The sequence below is a fragment of the Spirosoma harenae genome, assembly GCF_054776975.1.
Map to the genome: position 1 here is coordinate 571787 of NZ_BAAHBD010000010.1, position 19133 is coordinate 590919.

Consider the following 19133-nt stretch of genomic DNA (forward strand, 5'->3'; position numbering starts at 1 on the left):
TGCACCCTTCGCCATTTTTATTGATGCCTTAAATGCAGTTTGCCATTCCGCCCCAACGGTGCTAACTTGCAGTATGGAAAATTTCGTGGTCTCGGCCCGCAAGTATCGCCCCGCAACCTTCGATACGGTTGTTGGGCAGGAGCACATTACTACTACGCTAAAGAATGCTATCAAGACCAATCACTTAGCGTCGGCGTTCCTGTTTTGTGGCCCTCGCGGTGTAGGTAAAACAACCTGCGCCCGGATTCTGGCCAAGACCATTAATTGCCAAAACCTGACTCCCGAAGGCGAAGCCTGCGACGGCTGCGAATCCTGTGTTAGCTTCAATCAAAGTGCTTCGTTCAACATTCACGAACTAGATGCGGCCTCGAATAACTCGGTTGAAGATATTCGTAACCTCATCGACCAGGTTCGCTACCCACCTCAATCAGGTAAATACAAAATTTATATCATTGACGAAGTACATATGCTTTCGTCGGCGGCTTTCAACGCGTTTCTGAAAACGCTGGAAGAACCTCCCTCCTACGCCATTTTTATACTGGCGACGACCGAAAAGCATAAAATCTTACCGACTATTCTATCACGTTGTCAGATTTTCGATTTCAACCGGATTCAGCCTGGTCACATTGCGAATCACTTGGCAAAGATTGCTGGTAAGGAAGGCATTACAGCCGAATCGGAAGCACTCGATCTAATCGCTCAGAAAGCCGATGGTGGGCTGCGCGATGCGTTATCGATGTTCGACTTGAATGTGACGTTTGCGGCCGACCGGGTTATCCGGTATAAAGAAGTACTCGATAATCTGCATATTCTGGATTACGATTATTACTTCAAGCTGACCGATTTACTGATAGCTGGAAATCTCCCACAAAGTCTGTTGACGGTTGACGAAATTCTTCGAAAGGGTTTCGATGGGCACCAGTTTGTGGTTGGCCTATGCCGCCATTTCAGGGATTTGCTGGTTTGCAAAGATGCCGCTACCGTTCAACTCTTGCAGGTAACCGAAAACGTTCGTCGGCAGTACCTCGAGCAGTCAGCCAAAGCACCAATGTCCTTTTTACTATCGGCGCTTAGTTTGGGTGGGCAGTGCGATATGAATTATAAACAGGCTAAAGATCAGCGACTTCATATTGAACTCTGGCTGATGAAATTGGCCAATCTGCGGAATGCGCTCAACTGGGAAACGTTACCTGAACTACCGATCAACGGCGCACATACCGGGGAGAATGGTACGACAACGGTCGCTGAAAAAAAAAACGGTCAACCTCTCCCGCCTAAGCCAGCCAATCCTCAATTAACGGAAAATCATCCCGTCACGAGCGAACCCGTAAATGGTTATCAGGCCACCAAGCCTGTTGCAAAAACTGAACCCAACGAACCTATAGCACCCGTTGAAACAGTTCCGGCCACCAACGAAAGTCCGGCTACAACTGCTGCGAACGTAGCTACTAAAACAACGCTTCCACCGAGGCCGCAACCCGTTCCGGCAACTCGTCCGGCCAGTAGCCGCTTACGATCGACTGTGTCTCTATCGGCTGGGCCTGTTCAACCTACAACCAATGCTGATACGCCTGCAGAAGCGACTACGCCAACGCGCCCTGACAAGCCGTTTAGTTTCGAAGAGTTGCAGGATTTATGGATTACGTTTGCGCGACTACGCCGACAGCAGAATGATATCACCTCCGAACAGGTCGTGCTAAATCGAGAGTTGGTCCTGGACGGAACAACAATTCACCTGACGCTTGACAATACGCTTCAGGTAGGTTTTCTGAACGAGTTAAAGCCTGATTTACTAGGCTATCTCCGAAACGAACTCCAAAATAGCCAGATTCAGATTGAGTACACGGTAACGGTGCAGGAAGTGAAGAAGATGATTTACAGTTCGCAGGATAAATACAACTACCTCGCCGAGAAAAACCCGATGCTCCACGAATTGAGGAAGGTGTTGAATCTGGAAGTCGATTACTGACCGGGATTGTTGAGATTTAACTGACCGACTATGATTTTGTAGACAAGTGAATCGTTGAAGCGAAAAGCAAACTCTGTTTAATCCCTAAATCAGCTAAATCCCGGTTCCAAAGGCTTCTGCCGGATTCTCAATTAAAACCTGTTTCCAGTCTTTTTTGGTGAAGCCGCGTTTTGAAAGTTCGGGTATTAGTCGCTTGAATAGAACCGTGTAATCCCGACCAATTGATCCGCCGTTCGGTTTATCAGGATCATACCATCCAGCATCGTGCGATAGTAAGGTTCGATGCAGAAACCGGTTTTCTTTCATGAGTAGCAAGGTTTCGACATACTTGTCAACATTGTTATTGTCCAAACCGTCCAGGCTTACCCAAGCCCCTTCCCGAACCGCACGAGCGTAGTGTACTATATTATTCCCCTGTGCATGAACCCATACAAACGCTTTTGCCGGAACACCTTCCTGCTTTAAAATATCCAGTTGCTCAAAGGCGGGTGTGTAAGGCCCGGTATGCGAGCAAATCGTTAGACCTGTACGCTTGTGCGTGCGAGCCGCTGCGGTGATCAGTTTGCGATGCAATTCAGATAATGGTCCAGGATTCACACCTATTTTGATAAATCCAGGTCGAATGCCTGTACCATCGATGCCGTTTTGAAACTCAGCCACCCAGCGATCAGCTAGTTGATCAGCGGTTTCTGCATGGGCAAACGCGGGTAGAAATTTATTATCGGATGCGCCGTAGAAACCGGTATTTGTTACAATGCGGATACCTGAACGTTGTGATAATTCTTTCAACAACAGTGGATCTCGACCCAAATAAGCCGGAGTACAGTCAAATAGTGTTTGGCAACCCGCCTGTTTCAATTCCTGTAAACGGGGCAACATTTTCGCTACAACCTCATCACGTTTCCAGCGCTCAGCATTGATTTTATCAGCACCAATGAAATCTACTAATACGTGTTCGTGAATGAGCGTCAGGCCTATGTTCGATGCTGATAATGGGCCTGTAACGGTGTGAACTATGCGTTTTGGCTTCCGCATAATCCATAAACCAGCCAGCGAACTCCGCAAAAACGAACGACGGGAAAACACGGTGATAAGTGATAAGTGATAAGTGATAAGTGATAAGTGATAAGTGATAAGTGATTATACAAAAAATAACTCATCACTCATAGTTTATTACTCATCACTTATAGCTCTTCGCTTCCTGGATCAGGGATTTGTATTCGCCTACGGCTAGGGCTTTTTTATAGTATAATTTAGCTTGCGCTCTATTATTAGAACGAGCGGAAATTCGGGCTAGACCGGCATAGGCAAACGCCTGATACTCTTTTGTATAGCCTTTATCAAAGGGTTGTTTCAGGGCCAATTGATAGTGTTCAGCAGCTTCTTTATCATCTTTATCAGCCTGTTCGGTAATCATACCCGAAAATGTGTAAAAAGCCAGTGGCACCAGTTTATGTGGCATGGTTTTAAGCCGTTGCACATAAGGACGAGCTTCTGAATAACGACCAGCCAGTAGCAACGACTCTACATAACTCATAGCAAAAAGTGCATTGTTAGGATACCTGTCCACCAGATATTTCATGTATCCTACGGCCTTAGCTGGGTTCGTCTCATGTTTGAGCAATATGTGCGACAGATAGTAATTCGCGACAGGCCGCATGAACAAAGCTTTGCGCGTTGCGATATCCATTTGCTTCAGTCCCAGAGCAATATCGCCATCGGCGAAGAAAAACATGAATGGTTTTACAATTGGGTGGTCGATTGGATAACGCTCTACATAATAATTGTAAAGACCTGTTGTAAAGTAAAAATCTGCGATTTTATCCATCAGTTTGGCACCATCGCGCAGATAACTATACGCCTTCTTCGACTCGCCCACGGCTTTCAGTGATTCGCCCTCATTGTGATAAAGTGCGGCCAGATAACTATGCCCAGTAAGCATAAAAAATATCGCTTCCGGATCTTCTTCATTTTTATCGAGCATTCGTTTGGTTAGGGTCATGCTCTGATTAACGATCTGCATAAACTGCGCCGTAGCCGCCTTGTTCTCTGCCAAAGGAAGGTATTGAATATCGAGTTGCGTGGCCCGCAGAATTGGCGCAATCGGATGTTGCGGATAACGTGCCTGAAGCTGCCGAATGAGTGCATCGGACTCTGTAAACTCCAGATTATAAATGTGGTCGAGGGTTTTTATAACAATCTGCTGTGTCGCAGGATCATTCAGAATCTGCGCTGGTGCGAGCAATGGGAAACAGAACCAGATTAACCCAAGAAATGTATTTTTCAGTATGGACAACGTTATTGGTAGAATTACTCCGTTTGATTCTATACAGCGAGAACCGTACTTTTGTTCAATGCCCCTGATCGTAAACTCTGGTCAGGCCCAATCGTTCCTCTATGATTCATTACGAGCAGTTTGTTTTGGATAATGGCCTTCGGGTTTTCGTTCATGAAGACGAATCGACACCGATGGCCGTTGTCAATATTTTGTACAATGTCGGTTCCCGGGATGAGAATCCAGCCAAAACTGGTTTTGCTCACTTGTTTGAGCATCTGATGTTTGGGGGCTCGCAGCATATTCCCACCTACGATGAGCCCTTACAAAAAGTAGGCGGAGAAAATAACGCCTTCACCAGCCCCGACATTACCAACTATTATATTACGCTTCCGGCTGCCAATTTAGAAACAGCTTTCTGGCTGGAGTCGGATCGAATGATGAGCCTCTCCTTCGACCCACAAGTCCTTGATGTACAGCAGAAAGTGGTTATTGAAGAATTTAAGCAACGCTATTTAAACCAGCCTTACGGCGACGTTTGGCTGAAGCTTCGCCCGTTAGCGTATCAGACGCACCCGTATCGCTGGGCAACGATTGGCAAGGACATTAGCCACATCGAAGAAGCTACGATGGACGATGTGAAGTCGTTCTTTTTCAAATATTACCTTCCTAACAATGCGATTCTGGTCGTTGCCGGAAACGTAACAGTTGATCAGGTGAAGCAGTTGTGCGCCAAATGGTTTTCGCCGATTCCGGCTGGCAAACCGTATGTTCGGCAGTTACCCAACGAACCGGTTCAGACAGAAGCCCGCAAGCTGGAAACATCGGCGAAAGTACCGTTGAATGGTTTGTATAAGGCCTATCACATGCCGGGACGTTTTGACCCCGAATTCTACTCGGCCGATCTGCTGAGCGATATGCTTGGCCGAGGGAAATCATCCCGTTTGTACCAGAAACTGCTGCGTAACAACCCGATGTTCAGTAGTATCAATGCGTATATCACCGCATCGATTGATCCGGGTTTGATGGTCATACAGGGCAATCTGAACAAAGGCGTTTCGCTTGAAGAAGCCGATGCCGCTGTAGAAGCAGTCGTTCAGGAGTTCATCGACCAGACAGTATCGCAAGAGGAATTAGCCAAAGTAAAAAATCAGGCCGAAGCGACGCTTGCCTTTTCGGAAGTCGAACTCCTGAATCGGGCTATGAACCTGGCCTACGCAGCCAACGCAGGCAATCCGGATTTTGTCAATCAGGAAGCCGCTTTAATTCAGGCTATAAACGCAGATGATATACAGAACATGGCCCGGAAAATACTGCGCAAAGACAATTGCTCAACCTTATATTATCGGGTTGCATGAAAATTCGCGTAGGACAAGGATACGACGTGCACCGTCTGGAAGAAGGCAGGGCGTTTTGGTTGGGCGGAATTCAGATTCCCAGTTCGTTTGGGCCAGTTGGTCATTCGGATGCTGATGTGGTTTGCCATGTACTGTGCGATGCGCTGCTGGGAGCAGCCAACATGCGGAATATTGGCTATCATTTTTCGGACAAAGATCCACGCTGGAAAGGTGTTGATAGTAAATTACTATTGGCTGAAGTCCTCAAAATGGTACGCGAGGCAGGTTACGAAATTTCGAATGTCGACGTGACAGTAGTACTACAGGAACCCAAACTGAATCCGCATATTCCAGCCATGAAAACGTGCCTGGCGGATGTCATGGCGATTCCAGAAGAAGACATTTCCATCAAAGCGACGACTTCCGAACACATCGGATTTGTGGGCCGGGGCGAAGGTATTGCTGCTCATTGCGTTGCCCTGATTTATAAAGACTAATCAAATAACCTAATAGTTATACCTTGATAATCATGCCATCTAACTACCCCAATACAGCCTCTTTATGAAAAATCTGCTTTACTTACCAGCTTTCCTGCTAGCAGGATTAGCGGCATGCGGACAACCTGCCAAAACGAACCAACCTGATGCTCCACTGGGCTTTGAAGAATACGATCCGGTTTCGACGCTAAAAGTACCTGAACACAAACTCACGCGTTCAAAATATCCATTCATCGACGTGCATAACCATCAATTTCAGATGGATAGAGAGGACCTCAGCAAGTTGCTGGCGCAAATGGACGAGCTGAACATGGGGTTGATGATCAATTTGAGCGGACGCGGCTTTGCGGATAACGAAACGGCCAGCACGAAGTTTTTTGATGATGCGCTGGCTAACGTCAAGAAGACCAATCCGAAACGAATTGCCTTATTTACAAACATCAATTTTGCCAACGTCAACAGCAAAGGCTGGACGGAACAAGCCGTCAAAACGCTTGAAGATGACATAAAAAAAGGCGCCAAAGGATTGAAAATCTACAAAAGTCTGGGTTTCAGTGTCAAAGACGATAAAGGCAACCGTGTTCCGGTCGATGATCCGCGGCTCGATGCAATCTGGGCCAAATGCGGTGAGTTAGGCGTACCCGTCCTGATTCATACGGCCGATCCAAAATCCTTCTGGGATCCGATGGATCGCTACAACGAACGTTGGCTCGAACTTAAACTTCATGGAGGTCGGAAACGTGGTCCGAATGATCCTGTCCCCTGGGAAAAACTCATTGTCGAACAGCACAACGTATTTCGGAAGCATCCGAAAACGACATTCATTGCTGCCCATATGGGCTGGTATCCAAATGATTTGAAAAAACTGGATAGCCTGATGACCGTTTTCCCAAACATGAACGTCGAGATTGGGGCTGTCATTGCCGAATTAGGTCGCCAGCCACGAGCGAGTCGGAAGTTTTTTGAGAAATACCAGGATCGTATTCTTTTTGGGAAAGATAGTTGGGTACCGAGTGAATACGCTACCTATTTCCGTGTTCTTGAAACCGATGATGAATACTTCCCGTATCACAAAAAATACCATGCTTTCTGGCGGATGTATGGCATGGGGCTACCCGACGAAATTCTGAAGAAAGTCTATTACAAAAACGCTCTGCGGATCATTCCAGGTCTGGATAAAAGCCAGTTCCCGAATTAAGCGGTACGTTTAGAAATAGGGTGCAGGTTCTCCTTAATACGCCCATGTCGCTCTGCCTTTTGAGAAATGAAAATCACTTCCATTACGCTATACCGTTTCGACATTCCCCTAAAAGCGCCTATTGCCATTTCGCTGGGCACCATTGAAGATGCCCGAAACATACTAGTTGAAATCCAAACCGATGAAGGTATTACAGGCTGGGGCGAAGGCTCTCCTTTTTGGATGATTGTGGGCGAAACGCAGGCATCTGGTTTGGCAGCAGCAGACGATATGGCGCGCTTGCTGGTTGGCAAAAATCCGCTCGATATCGAAGGTTGCCTGACGACATTGATTCGCTATCTACCCGGCCATCCGACCACGCGCTCAGCCTTCGATATGGCCCTCTATGATATTGCGGCCAAAACGGCCCAGATGCCTCTCTATCAATTCTTAGGTGGCACCAAAAAGCAACTCGTAACTGACGAAACAATCTACATCAATACGCCCGAGCGGATGGTTGAGGATGCATTGCGTATTCAGGCCAAAAAGGCTGAAGCCATCAAAGTAAAACTCGGTACAAATCTGCGCGATGATATTAAACGAGTAGAAGCCATTCGAGCTGCCATTGGCGATAAAACCCCTATTCGAACAGACGCCAATCAAGGATGGGATGTTGTGACGGCTTCGGGCGTATTGCGGGCTATTGGTACCCTGAACGTACAATATTGTGAACAACCCATCAAACGGCACGACATTGCCGGATTGCGTCAAATTCGGCAGAGTTCGACCGTACCGATTATGGCCGACGAAAGTTTGTTCGATGCAGTAGATGCCATTCGGCTTGTGCGTGAAGAAGCGGTTGACTATTTCAATATTAAACTGTCCAAAAGCGGAGGTATTTGGGAAGCCCTCAAAATCAACGCAATTGGCGAAGCAGCCGGAATTCCGTGTATGATCGGCTGCATGTCTGAATCAAGATTGGCGCTAACCGCAAATGCTCATTTTGCAACCGCTCGGCAAAATGTTCGTTTTTATGATCTGGATGCCTGTTTTGAACATGCCGACGATCCAGTACAGGGCGGCATTATTTATAACGATTATCTGATCGACTTACCGGAGACACCCGGAATCGGGGCCGAAATTGATCCAGTCTTTTTGAAACAATTGCCCGCGAAGACCATTTCCTGATTTTCATGCTCACGATTACTACGGTCCAATCCGAAGCCGATGTGCAGGGGATTCTGACATTGCAACAAAAGAATCTTCGCAAAAACGTACCGGTCGACGTTCAACTGGATCAGGGCTTTGTCACAGTTGAACATGATCCGGCTGTGCTAACGCGGATGAACCAGGCGGCACCTAGTGTTATTGCTAAAGATGGCGATACTGTTGTAGGCTATGCCTTGACCATGCTTCCTGCATTCGGGGCCGATGTGCCAGAGTTGCTTCCCCTTTTCAGCCTGATTAATACGTTGACCTACAACGAAAAATCACTGCTTGATTATGATTGGTATGTTATGGGGCAAGTTTGTGTGGGCGAAGGGTACCGAGGACAACGAGTTTTCGATCGACTGTTTCATCACCACCGCGAGGTTTACGGAGATCGCTATCAATTAGTAATCACCGATATTTCAGCGAACAACACGCGCTCACTTCGCGCTCATGCACGCGTTGGCTTTGAGACACTTCACGAGTTCTATGACCCTGCCATCGGCGAAACCTGGGTTGTCGTAGTCTGGGATTTTAAAAAGTAGAGTTCTGTAAACCGTATACCAATGCTCCGTCTGCTTTTACCGCTCCTGTTTCTAGCGTCTGCGCTTCTAGCCCAACCCGCACCACAAACCTTTACTCCCGCTAAATCGCCAGTCGATGCGGGTTTTTCAGCCGACCGGCTCAACCGATTAGATACCTGGCTGCAGGGATTGATCGATCAGAATCTGGCACCCAATGCCGTCACGTTTGTAGCGCATCGCGGCAAAGTGGTCCATTACAAAGCATTTGGTTATAGCAATCTGGAGAAGAAAACACCCCTTAAGCGCGACGATATGTACCGGATCGCGTCGCAGTCAAAAGCGATAACGACCACAACGCTGATGACGCTTTTCGAAGAAGAGAAGTTTCTGCTCGACGAGCCTATCTCGAAATACATTCCAGCATTCAAGAATCCGAAGGTTCTGGTTAAATACGACAAATCGAACCCAGTGGGCGGCACGTACGAAACCCGTCCGGCAAAAAGTGAAATTACGATTAGGCAGCTTCTTAGCCATAATGCAGGAATCCCCTACGAACACCCGCTTGATGGTCGACCCGAATTTAAAGTACCTTTTTTCAATTCCACAGAACCCGATAAATTAGAGGATGTCATTAACAAACTAGCGAAACGGCCGCTGCTACGCGACCCAGGTACGGACTCGACTGGGGCAGGATTTACCTATGGCCTCAATTCCGACATCATTGGTCGACTCGTTGAAATTCTATCCGGCAAACCGCTCGATGTAGCTATGCGCGAACGCGTTCTGGAGCCGCTCGGCATGACCAACACGTATTTTTATCTACCTGATAATAAAGCGAATAGGTTGGTTGAACTGTACAGCAAAGCGAGTCTGGACAAGCCGCTAACCGTACACGCAAACGAAGCGTATCGACACTCGGCTACTTCGGGGGCGAAAACGTATTTCTCGGGTGGAGCCGGTTTGATCAGTACAGTAGAAGATTACGCCAAATTCTGTCAGATGATTTTGAACGGCGGAACGTTCAATAACAAACGGATTCTGGGCCGGAAAACAGTTGACATGATGCTTCGAAATCAGATTGGGGTTGCCGAAGTCTGGGATCGGAAAGACAAATTTGGACTTGGTTTTCAACTAATTACTGAGAATTCACACTATGGTGATCAGGCTTCGCCGGGTTCCGCAACCTGGGGTGGTATGTACTGTTCTGAATTCACGATTGACCCAAAAGAAGATTTGATTCTACTCATCTTTACCAACGTGCACCCCTATGCTTATTACGGCGATTTCGTCAAGAAATTCCGAATAGCCGTTTATCAGGCTTTGGAGTAAATCACCCAAACCACTTATCAATCATTTTATCCGGTTGATAACTACGAACTGCTTCTTGAGCCCAATACACCTTCATTCACGCAGGTTGGTTACGTACTTTTGCATCAAACATTACTGACAAGCATTTCCAACCGATGCTAAAAAAAATAGGTCTTATTCTCGTAGGGGTTCTGGCGATTCTGATTGTCTGGCAATGGGAACTGGTCAGCTATGGCTGGATGCAGGCGAAGGGGCAGGTACGAATTTTGTGGAATACGAAACCCGTAACAGAGGTATTGGCTGATCCAGCTTACCCTGATTCGTTAAAGCAAAAAATAGAACTTATCCGCGAAATCAAGCGTTTCGCCATAGACTCGCTTGGTTTAGATAAGTCGGGCAGTTACGAATCGTTTTATGATCAGCAGGGGAAGCCTATTTTGTGGGTTGTTACGGGCGCAGAGCCCTATCAACTCGTTGCTAAACAATGGCATTTCCCAATACTGGGTACATTTTCGTATAAAGGTTTTTTTGAAAAAGACCGCGCTGATTCAACGGTAGCGGAATTGAAACGTGCGAAGTTCGATACCCGAATCGGGGAAGTATCGGCCTGGTCGACATTAGGATTTTTAGATGACCCAATTTTATCCAGCTTTCTGGATAGGCCGGTTGGAAGCCTGGCGGAGTTGATCATTCACGAACTAACCCACGGGACATTATTCGTGAAAAATAGTTTAGAATACAACGAAAACCTGGCCGACTTCGTAGGTGAGTATGGAGCGCTTCGTTTTTTAGCCCAGAAGTACGGAAAGGCATCAGAAGCTTATCAGAACTATCTGGCAACGAAAGCGTTTTATGAACGATATGACGATCATATTCTGCGGGGTACTCAAACGCTCGACAGCTTATATCGGACGTTTAAACCTACTACGGCGATAGTCGTCAAAGATTCGTTGAAGTGGAAAGCGATTCGGGAAATTGTTGTCTCGTCTGACACGATTACTGACCAGCGAAGTGCGTTAAGTGTACGTTCAGTAAAAAAACGGAGTCTTAGCAAACTAAACTTACCTAATAATGCGTACTTTATTGGGTATTTAACGTATCGAAAACAGCAGAATCGATTCCGAGAGGAATTCGAGACTAAATTCAACGGAGACTTTAAACGGTACTTAACTTATTTAAAACAAACCTATCCATCGCTGTAAATGGAGCCTGGTCAACAGGCAATTGGTAGTATAAGTATGAAGAAGGTATTATTTAGCATCGCTATTCTCTGCGTTCTGAGCACTGGCTTCATGGTGGCGCATACGTATCGGCGAGTTGTCAATAATAGTTTTGGACCCGGTGAACATCTGGAATATCGAGTTCACTATGGCTTTATAAATGCAGCCGAAGCTATCGTTGATGTTAGCCCTACACTGTATAAAGTAAACGATCGTCCCTGTTACCGTGTCAATGTCGATGGCCGGACAGTGGGTGCTTTTGATCTGGTTACTCGCGTCCGCGATACCTGGCGGTCATATATCGATACGTCAGCAATTCTGCCTCAGAAATTTTACTCGAGCCTCCAGGAGAATAAATACCGAAAAGAAGAGAACATCACGTTCAATCACGAGGCTAATACAGTAAAGGCGGAGGAGCGTACTGAAAAAGATGTGTTTAAAGTACCCGATAATGTACACGACTTTATCAGTGGGTATTATTTTCTGCGAACAATTGATTTCAACCGGATTAATAATGGCCAGGTCATCGAGGTACCGGCTTTCTATGATGACACGGTTTATAATATGCGGGTGCGATACCGGGGTAAAGATGTGGTCAAAACTAAGTTTGGAAAGATCAATGTGATTAAACTGAACCCTGTTTTGCCGCCGGGAAATTCAATGTTTAAGGAAGAGGAATCAATCCGGATTTTTGTTTCCGACGATGCTAATAAGGTTCCCGTCAAAGTAGAAGTCGATTTGTGGATTGGATCAATGGTGATGGATTTACGGCAAAATAGCGGACTAAAACAAGGTCTGAAATTTTATTAAAATTGACCTCACCCCTAGCCCCTCTCCTGTTTTAGAAGAGGGCCGGGGTGAGGTCAATCCCTCAATCCGCCTTTTCAAAACCAAACCGCCCCTCTCAATCAAGTTCAATTGATTCCAGCGCATGGCTTGAAAAGTCTCTTCACTAGCTCCATAACTTCGGTAAAAGTCCCGAATAGATGGTTTTTGAGGGCTTTCAAAGTCAAAAATCTGCGGATTTCCTGCGTTTTCCCGAATCTGTTGATCGATTAGTAAGGTACGGGCATTTCCTTTCCGACCAACTTCTGACGCTGCATTGAAAAGATAAATAATCCGATCTTTATCACGGACAAACAAGGCCCCCGCTTCTATATTTCCTTGGCGGGTAGCATAATGTATCGCTCCTAAACTTCGTTTGATGAATTCTTGTGCTAACTTTCTGAGTACCTTATAAGCCCAGTCCGCTACACCACCATCAATCGTATTGGCATGATTCTCCCGAAATAACCTCAACATCGGCTCAATATCGGAAGAGTCAGTTAGGGTCCAATTCGCCTTTATAGCGCGTCGTAAATTCTGTTTACGGTCAGTCGTATAGTTCTGATAAATCGCTTTGTATCCGAATGCCAGATTCAGCGTTTGGGTTGATAGCAGTTGAACAGCATCAAAATGGCTCAACAATTCTGGTTTCTGGCGGGTGCAAAAGATCGATCCATATCGGAATGTCTGAGTCAGTAATTGGAAAAACAGGCTTGTATCTACAGCGTCGTTTTGACTAAATACATCCAAAAATTGACAGAAAAAAGGCTGTTGCACTACCCACTCGTATGGAATCCCAACCACATATTTACGACGTAACGGAATAGGCATAACGGCCTGATAAATACCGTGTTCGTCAGTCAACACAACTCCTTCCCATTTCCATGTAGGCGCAGGTAATACAGTGTCCAGATACCATGAATACCCATATACAATTCGTTGAGTCGAATTAGCGACACAGGTATCCCAAGCCGTAGTATCTAGCTGATCGCGCGGAATGATTTTCAGCATATGCAAAAAACTTTACGCTCTTAGACGGAAGTAGCAAACAAGTAGGGTAAAGATTATAACCATCTGTGTTCTATATTGACGCCTACTCATAGTTTACTGACATGATTTCCGATTCTTCCCTATGCTTGGTCGCTGTTTTTATTTCCTGTTCTTGTTGGTAGCTTTTTCCGTTTCAGCGCAAAAACCAATTCCACCGCCTATGCATCCGGATCCAGCGGGTGCTTTACAGACGTATCGGGAGAATCTGGCAAAACTTCGGCAGGAACACACGACTCATCGCGAATTACCCGATCTGAAGTTTTTCATGTTCGGAATGGGCGATCGATTGAAATTAATTTATCGCAAAGGTCGATTGCTAAATGCGCTGACGGGCAATATTGAAGAGCAATGGAAAGTGAAGGAAGAGTTCATTGTCCCATCCGAATACTTGGTCCATCTAACGCTAACCGACGGACAGGTTATTCAGATTCGTGAAGACGAAACGGGCGTTTGGTTGCTCCAATCGTCTGCGAAACGGCCAAAACTGATTCCGGGCACTCGCAGTCGGGTCGAATTACCCCGTTTTTTGAATAAAGCATTTGGTCCTGTTTTACGAGTGTTGCATCAGGAGGTTCTGATGAATGTGATCAATGGACGACCTGTGCCTAATTTTCTAGTGTATTACAAGCCCTGGTACCGCGATGCCGCCGTTATGGCAATGGTTCTACGGGAAACGAATAATCTGCACTTGATTCAGGACTGGATTATGGCCATCCGCGATCCATTCGACCGCAACAACCAACGAGTTACGGAAGCCGACAATCCAGGCGAGGTTCTGTTTTTGCTATCGCTGGTATCCGAAAAAAATCATCCGGCAGTAACGATGGTGCTGGACTCGGTGAAGCGTTTCCAAAAGGATAATTATATAGTAGGGAAAACCGATAATGCAGAACATCCGGTTTTCCAGACAAAATGGACCAAATACGGACTAAAATCGCTTGGGCTACCTGATCCCTATACTATTCCCAAACAGTACGATTCGTATTCATCGCTCTTTTGGTGGGCGTACACGGATGAGCATATTGCCGGAAAAAAATTGGACAGTGGATTAAGCACGAACCATCCGTATTTCATCTGGGCAGAAGATCATTTTTTCGACCAATCACCAGAAGGTCTGACGAAACGGGGAATGGTGGCGAATCTCGATTATCCGCTTAGTTGGGAACAACAGGCCAGGGATGCACACTACCCCGGCCTGATTGTATTGGATAAAGATATTATAAAGCAAAAACTGACTTTCCCGCACGCATGGCAATCGGCTGAAATGTTTCTTTTACTAAAGAACCGATAAGTTCGACTACCGATTACCACCAATCGTCAACCCTGCTTTGATACTGAAGTAGGAGTTGTTGCCCGTCAGTGTAAGGCCAGTAGACGTATTTTTTACGCTGGTATCGCCAATAAAGTTATAAGCCAATTCTACATTGCCTACGCCAAATTTTAGCCCTATTCGGCCAACCCCTCCAATATTTGTCGTCGTTGGCAACGGGTAGGTAGCAATGGTATTCCCAATCCGATAAACAGGATCGCTGGAAGGTACATAATACAATCCGACACCTGCACCCAGATAAGGTCGCAGCTTGTTAGCCGCCAGAAGTACGTAATTAGCTGTCAACGCCCCCGATAACATGAACTTAGCTGCTCCCTGATTGTAGTAGTTATTGTCGATAAATTCAGGTCGCTGGATAAAGGCATGTTCAATTCGAAAACCAAGATCTAGGTTTTTAATAAGCTCATATTGAGGCTCAATGCTGTAGACGAAACCGGCTTTGCTGAGTGATTTATTTCCAGATCGTTCTACGGGTGAAGCGTACCCAACCGCTGCAGCCACTTTAAAAGGTTTGGCCATTTTTTTCGATTTCGCCGTTTGCGCATTGACTGTAAAGGCAATCTGAACAAAAAAACAAAGTATGAATAACTTACGCATAGAGAATGAATTAATTAGTGTAGGAAGTACCCTTTAGTGTACTGCCAGCAAGTATAAATCTATTGTTTCAACGGGTTTATCGTCTAAATCTATACAACCAAATGCCAATTTACGTTGCACCATACTGGCAAAAAAGTAGTGTATATAGTTGTCATTTGTCCCAAAAAATAATTCCCGTTCGGGTTATCCAGGCATGGGTAGTGGATTCGTACCGATCAATCTGATCACCACCGCCCCCCTGACGAGGGTCATTCTCGGCTTTCATCCAGTTGGTCAGACGTGCCTGTAAGTCTTTCTTAACCTCACTTAGCTTTACATCATTTGCCCGGTTTGTCAGATTATACGGGTCGTCTTTCAGCACATATAATTCTTCGGAAGGCCGTTTGGCGAATCCTATTGCAAAAAGGGACTTCACAGCCGCATCGTTTCGGTGATCCATCATATACACTTTAGTCGGTCCCCCATCCACGTCGCCAAATATAGATGGCGTGTTCGGAATCGTTTCGTCGCCCGCAGGCATTCGATTCGGCCGGAAATTGCGGATGTATAGGTAATCGGCGGTTCGAATGGCTCGCATGGGGTACCCCGCTCCCGAGTCCATCTCCGCCCGGCACAGACAATGCCGTTCCCGCTCCAGAAATACCTCCGAGCGATGAACAGTCTTTTGCCCGGCTAGTACAGGGACCAGACTAATTCCATCAACTTTTGGTTGCTCTTTTACACCTCCCCAGTCCAGAAACGTAGGCATCAAATCAATTAGATTGACAAATGAATCATTCCGTTTTGGCTTGTCTGAATCTTCGGTAAATCGACTGATTAGTAAAGGAACGCGCGTACCATAGTCATACAGATTTGCTTTGGCGTGCGGAAATGGCATGCCATTGTCCGATGCCACCACAATTATCGTATTAGCCAGCTGACCCGTGTTTTCTAATGTTTTAAGCAAATCGCCAATCTCACGGTCAAGTCGTTCTACTTCCGACAGGTAATCGGCCACGTCTCCTCTGATTTCCGGTACATCGGGCAAGAATTTCGGAAGATGGATTTTCTGGGGATCAATACCTGCTTTTTTACCGTCTCCCAGATCAAACGGGCGGTGCGGATCGTTGGTACCAAACCAAAAAAAGAAGGGCTGATCTTTCTGTAACGTTTTAAGAAACGGCGCGAATCCTAACTTAGCCGAATCACCCGCTGGATTTTGGGTGTATCCCATTTTTAGAAAATCACCCGGTGCCCAGCCTTTCCGATCAAACGCGACTGCATATCCTTCTTTTCGCAGTAATTGCACATAGGTTGGAACGCTGTAATCAAGTCGTCCACAGAGATTTACCCCCTCACCTAGTTTATGAGGATAGCGTCCTGTCAGCATAGCCGCTCGCGAAGGGGTGCAGGATGGCGACGCACAATAGGCGTTGGTGAAAACAGTGCCATGCTGCGCCAGTTTGTCCAGATTCGGCGTTTTGATGGTCTGATCGCCGTAGATACCGGCATAAGGATAACTCCAGTCATCGGCCAGTATGAACAGAATATTTGGTTTCGCCCCTTTTTTTTCTGTACAACCTACCAAACTCAGTGCGACTAAACCGAAGCAACCAATCAGGAAGAAAACACCTTTCATGCGGAATAAAATTTTCCGAAAAATAGCCGAAAAGGAGATTACTCCCTATTAAAATCCGTTTTCATCTCGAAAGGCAGCTGAACTACTTCCCGTGTCTGTGTCCTCACAGACACCTGTGCGTCAGCAGAGATTGACCTACCGGGAAGGTCTCTGTGAGTACACAGACACGGGGAGATGAATATTACTTACCGATTTCAAAAGCCAGCAATACATTTCCGGGCATCTCACCGAATTGCCCATAGCCGGAATTCACAAAGAGCATTCCGTCTGAAATAACGGGGGCAGAGCCATCGATTGAGCCGCCTTTCCCGGCAATTCCATTCACGGTCTGGTATTCTTTTGCCGTATCATAATCCCACAAAATGTTGCCGTCAGTCGTCGAATATGCCCGAATGTGGCCATCCAGGGCTCCAGCAAATACAACGCCCGGTATAACCGTTGGCGCGGCCGAATTAGCTTCCAGACAACCTTTCTTTTCACAGGGTGGCACAGCAGACTTCCACACAACGTTTCCCGTTTTTACATTCAGCGCAAACAGACCTGGCGCTGGTTTAAATAGCGAATCAACTTTTGGATTAATTCCGTATTTATTATCGGCGTTAGCGGCATAAACCAGGTTCCCATCGGTGGCCATTCCCCAGTGAATTCCTCCGAGAGCCCCACCTCGTCCGATGCGGGTTTGCCAGATCACGTTGCCATTCTCGGGCGATAAACCATAAACAATGCCCGCCTTCTGACCGACGACTAATAAATCGCTTCCCGAAGGTTGTTTAACTAAAATCGGCGCCATACCGAAATCAAAATCAGGGCCTATTTTTTCAGGGCAGTTGGGATTACCGGGGCAAGCCAGATTCCATGTATCGCCCTGCGTCGCCTGGAAGGTCCAGACCAATTTGCCGGTTTTCAAGTTCAATGCCTGAATAGCGTCGCTGTTTGGGGTTGATGGCGCTGTATAGTTTTCGCCTGTTCCGAAATAAAGCAAACCACGTTTGGCATCTACAGTTGGGCTACACCAGACAATGGCTCCTGATGGACCATAGAAAGGGGCTCCGTTTTTCTTCTTGCCCGCTTCTTTCGCTTCTTCGGTGATGACACGGTGCCGCCAGATTTCCTTACCCGAACGAGCCTCCAATGCCACAATCTCCCCCGACGACGAACAACACGGATAGGCAGGGTCCAGCACCGAAGCGACTTCAATGGATGTTAGCGGTACGTAAATCATGTTATCATACACCGCTACCGAACCGGTATTACCCGATTGAGGGTGTCTACCTGTTTTGGTTTCCCAGAGGAGTTTTCCCGTTTTTACATCGACAGCATACACGTTCGTGTTATTATCACAAAAGAAAGCGACCAGCCCTTTATTATTCTGAACGACTGAGATAGCTCCGCGTATCGCACTTTTAGCCAGGAAACGCCAGCCAATTTTACCCGTTTGCTTATGCAGACAATACACCTCGCCAAATTGGCTACCCACAATTAGCCAGTCGCCAACGATAGCGGGTTTACTACGAACCTGATTCGCTTCCGGAAACGCAAACGCCCATTTAAGTTTCAGTTTCTCAACATTGGTAGCCGATATACCCGCCTGCGCTGCCGACCGATACCCCGTACCTTCCAGATCACCACCCCAACCGGAATGCTGTATCAGCCCAGCCTTTCCTGAAGGCGGTGCAAAGGTTGTATAAGCTTCTTGCGGAATGGGTGTATCCTTGATCACTTTACCAGTTAGCCATTGCGCAACCGCCCTACGTTGATCTGAAGTTAAGTCCTTAGCCTGTACCCGCATTTTACCCGTTTCCAAAGCAGCCAGAATAGCTCGCGGTGGCATTTGGGCCAATACCAGATAACCCGGTGCGCCTACTCCAGCATCGGCTTTGTGGCAGTTATTACAAGTGGCCATGTAAATTTTCTGACCTTCAACTTTTATAGCAGCATCAGTATTCTGAGCGAAGCTGGCAGCTGGTTGCAGGGAAGCCAAAATGAGTGCAAGCCGATAAAAGGACTGCCTGATTTGATAAGCCAATTTCATGAATTGAGGCTTTAGTTAAGGAATAAGTCACTGAAAGATAAATGGCAAGAAACCTAGTCTGCATTCCTTTTCGGATAAACAACTTCTCTTTGCAGATGAAGTATGGATTATGCTGGATGAATACAAGACTCATTTTGTAAAATAACCCGGATGAATCCCAAAGTT

The 19133-nt window shown here is 46.5% G+C and carries 16 protein-coding genes; 10 read left to right on the forward strand and 6 right to left on the reverse strand.

Features of this window, described 5'->3' with window-relative positions:
- Positions 1-73: 73 nt before the first annotated feature.
- The gene (locus ACYVE4_RS16335; protein WP_461041235.1) at positions 74-1969 is read left to right on the forward strand and encodes a DNA polymerase III subunit gamma/tau; all 1896 of its coding nucleotides are present in this window, start codon (positions 74-76) and stop codon (positions 1967-1969) included.
- 93 nt (positions 1970-2062) lie between these two features.
- Here ACYVE4_RS16335 and ACYVE4_RS16340 read toward each other — a convergent pair whose 3' ends face one another.
- Both ACYVE4_RS16340 and ACYVE4_RS16345 read right to left on the reverse strand, forming a co-directional pair.
- Positions 2063-3055: a phosphotriesterase family protein gene (locus ACYVE4_RS16340; RefSeq protein ID WP_461041236.1), complete on the reverse strand. Its 993-nt coding sequence runs from the start codon at positions 3053-3055 to the stop codon at positions 2063-2065.
- 94 nt (positions 3056-3149) lie between these two features.
- Complete coding sequence (locus ACYVE4_RS16345) at positions 3150-4265, reverse strand: tetratricopeptide repeat protein (protein WP_461041237.1); 1116 nt, start codon at positions 4263-4265, stop codon at positions 3150-3152.
- Positions 4266-4366: 101 nt separating this feature from the next.
- Here ACYVE4_RS16345 and ACYVE4_RS16350 point away from each other — a divergent pair, with 101 nt between their 5' ends.
- From ACYVE4_RS16350 to ACYVE4_RS16385, 8 genes are all read left to right on the forward strand, one after another.
- Complete coding sequence (locus ACYVE4_RS16350) at positions 4367-5602, forward strand: M16 family metallopeptidase (RefSeq protein WP_461041238.1); 1236 nt, start codon at positions 4367-4369, stop codon at positions 5600-5602.
- Positions 5599-6078: a 2-C-methyl-D-erythritol 2,4-cyclodiphosphate synthase gene (gene ispF / locus ACYVE4_RS16355; RefSeq protein ID WP_461041239.1), complete on the forward strand. Its 480-nt coding sequence runs from the start codon at positions 5599-5601 to the stop codon at positions 6076-6078. Before ACYVE4_RS16350 ends, ispF begins: the two co-directional genes overlap by 4 nt.
- A gap of 64 nt (positions 6079-6142) precedes the next feature.
- Positions 6143-7276 (forward strand): amidohydrolase family protein, encoded by a 1134-nt coding sequence (locus tag ACYVE4_RS16360; protein ID WP_461041240.1) that lies wholly within the window; start codon positions 6143-6145, stop codon positions 7274-7276.
- A gap of 66 nt (positions 7277-7342) precedes the next feature.
- Entirely contained in the window at positions 7343-8443 is a 1101-nt protein-coding gene (locus tag ACYVE4_RS16365; RefSeq protein ID WP_461041241.1) for a mandelate racemase/muconate lactonizing enzyme family protein, read from the forward strand.
- A 5-nt stretch (positions 8444-8448) separates the two neighbouring features.
- On the forward strand, positions 8449-9009 hold the full coding sequence (locus ACYVE4_RS16370; RefSeq protein WP_461041242.1) for a GNAT family N-acetyltransferase: 561 nt from the start codon (positions 8449-8451) through the stop codon (positions 9007-9009).
- 21 nt (positions 9010-9030) lie between these two features.
- Positions 9031-10317 (forward strand): serine hydrolase domain-containing protein, encoded by a 1287-nt coding sequence (locus ACYVE4_RS16375; protein ID WP_461041243.1) that lies wholly within the window; start codon positions 9031-9033, stop codon positions 10315-10317.
- Between the two features lie 134 nt (positions 10318-10451).
- The gene (locus ACYVE4_RS16380; RefSeq protein WP_461041244.1) at positions 10452-11498 is read left to right on the forward strand and encodes an aminopeptidase; all 1047 of its coding nucleotides are present in this window, start codon (positions 10452-10454) and stop codon (positions 11496-11498) included.
- A gap of 36 nt (positions 11499-11534) precedes the next feature.
- Positions 11535-12326, forward strand: coding sequence for a DUF3108 domain-containing protein (locus ACYVE4_RS16385; RefSeq protein WP_461041245.1), 792 nt, complete (start codon positions 11535-11537; stop codon positions 12324-12326).
- Here ACYVE4_RS16385 and ACYVE4_RS16390 read toward each other — a convergent pair.
- Entirely contained in the window at positions 12300-13352 is a 1053-nt protein-coding gene (locus ACYVE4_RS16390) for a GNAT family N-acetyltransferase (RefSeq protein ID WP_461041246.1), read from the reverse strand. The two genes, ACYVE4_RS16385 and ACYVE4_RS16390, sit on opposite strands and share 27 nt — an antisense overlap.
- A 199-nt stretch (positions 13353-13551) precedes the next feature.
- Here ACYVE4_RS16390 and ACYVE4_RS16395 point away from each other — a divergent pair, with 199 nt between their 5' ends.
- Positions 13552-14682 carry a hypothetical protein gene (locus tag ACYVE4_RS16395; protein WP_461041247.1) on the forward strand — a complete coding sequence of 377 codons (1131 nt, stop codon included), beginning with the start codon at positions 13552-13554 and terminating at the stop codon, positions 14680-14682.
- A 6-nt stretch (positions 14683-14688) separates the two neighbouring features.
- Here ACYVE4_RS16395 and ACYVE4_RS16400 read toward each other — a convergent pair whose 3' ends face one another.
- The 3 genes from ACYVE4_RS16400 to ACYVE4_RS16410 form a co-directional block, all read right to left on the reverse strand.
- Positions 14689-15318, reverse strand: a complete 630-nt coding sequence (locus tag ACYVE4_RS16400) for an outer membrane beta-barrel protein (protein WP_461041248.1) — start codon at positions 15316-15318, stop codon at positions 14689-14691.
- Between the two features lie 151 nt (positions 15319-15469).
- The gene (locus ACYVE4_RS16405; protein WP_461041249.1) at positions 15470-16936 is read right to left on the reverse strand and encodes a sulfatase family protein; all 1467 of its coding nucleotides are present in this window, start codon (positions 16934-16936) and stop codon (positions 15470-15472) included.
- Positions 16937-17117: 181 nt separating this feature from the next.
- Positions 17118-18968: an outer membrane protein assembly factor BamB family protein gene (locus ACYVE4_RS16410; protein ID WP_461041250.1), complete on the reverse strand. Its 1851-nt coding sequence runs from the start codon at positions 18966-18968 to the stop codon at positions 17118-17120.
- Positions 18969-19133 lie beyond the last annotated feature (165 nt).

Coding starts and splice junctions, on each gene's coding strand:
- ACYVE4_RS16365 (WP_461041241.1), top strand. CDS start 7,343: ATGAAAATCACTTCCATTACGCTATACCGTTTCGACATTCCCCTAAAA.
- ACYVE4_RS16400 (WP_461041248.1), bottom strand. CDS start 15,318: ATGCGTAAGTTATTCATACTTTGTTTTTTTGTTCAGATTGCCTTTACA.
- ACYVE4_RS16335 (WP_461041235.1), top strand. CDS start 74: ATGGAAAATTTCGTGGTCTCGGCCCGCAAGTATCGCCCCGCAACCTTC.
- ACYVE4_RS16410 (WP_461041250.1), bottom strand. CDS start 18,968: ATGAAATTGGCTTATCAAATCAGGCAGTCCTTTTATCGGCTTGCACTC.
- ACYVE4_RS16390 (WP_461041246.1), bottom strand. CDS start 13,352: ATGCTGAAAATCATTCCGCGCGATCAGCTAGATACTACGGCTTGGGAT.
- ACYVE4_RS16350 (WP_461041238.1), top strand. CDS start 4,367: ATGATTCATTACGAGCAGTTTGTTTTGGATAATGGCCTTCGGGTTTTC.
- ACYVE4_RS16385 (WP_461041245.1), top strand. CDS start 11,535: ATGAAGAAGGTATTATTTAGCATCGCTATTCTCTGCGTTCTGAGCACT.
- ACYVE4_RS16375 (WP_461041243.1), top strand. CDS start 9,031: ATGCTCCGTCTGCTTTTACCGCTCCTGTTTCTAGCGTCTGCGCTTCTA.
- ACYVE4_RS16370 (WP_461041242.1), top strand. CDS start 8,449: ATGCTCACGATTACTACGGTCCAATCCGAAGCCGATGTGCAGGGGATT.
- ACYVE4_RS16405 (WP_461041249.1), bottom strand. CDS start 16,936: ATGAAAGGTGTTTTCTTCCTGATTGGTTGCTTCGGTTTAGTCGCACTG.
- ACYVE4_RS16380 (WP_461041244.1), top strand. CDS start 10,452: ATGCTAAAAAAAATAGGTCTTATTCTCGTAGGGGTTCTGGCGATTCTG.
- ACYVE4_RS16395 (WP_461041247.1), top strand. CDS start 13,552: ATGCATCCGGATCCAGCGGGTGCTTTACAGACGTATCGGGAGAATCTG.
- ispF (WP_461041239.1), top strand. CDS start 5,599: ATGAAAATTCGCGTAGGACAAGGATACGACGTGCACCGTCTGGAAGAA.
- ACYVE4_RS16360 (WP_461041240.1), top strand. CDS start 6,143: ATGAAAAATCTGCTTTACTTACCAGCTTTCCTGCTAGCAGGATTAGCG.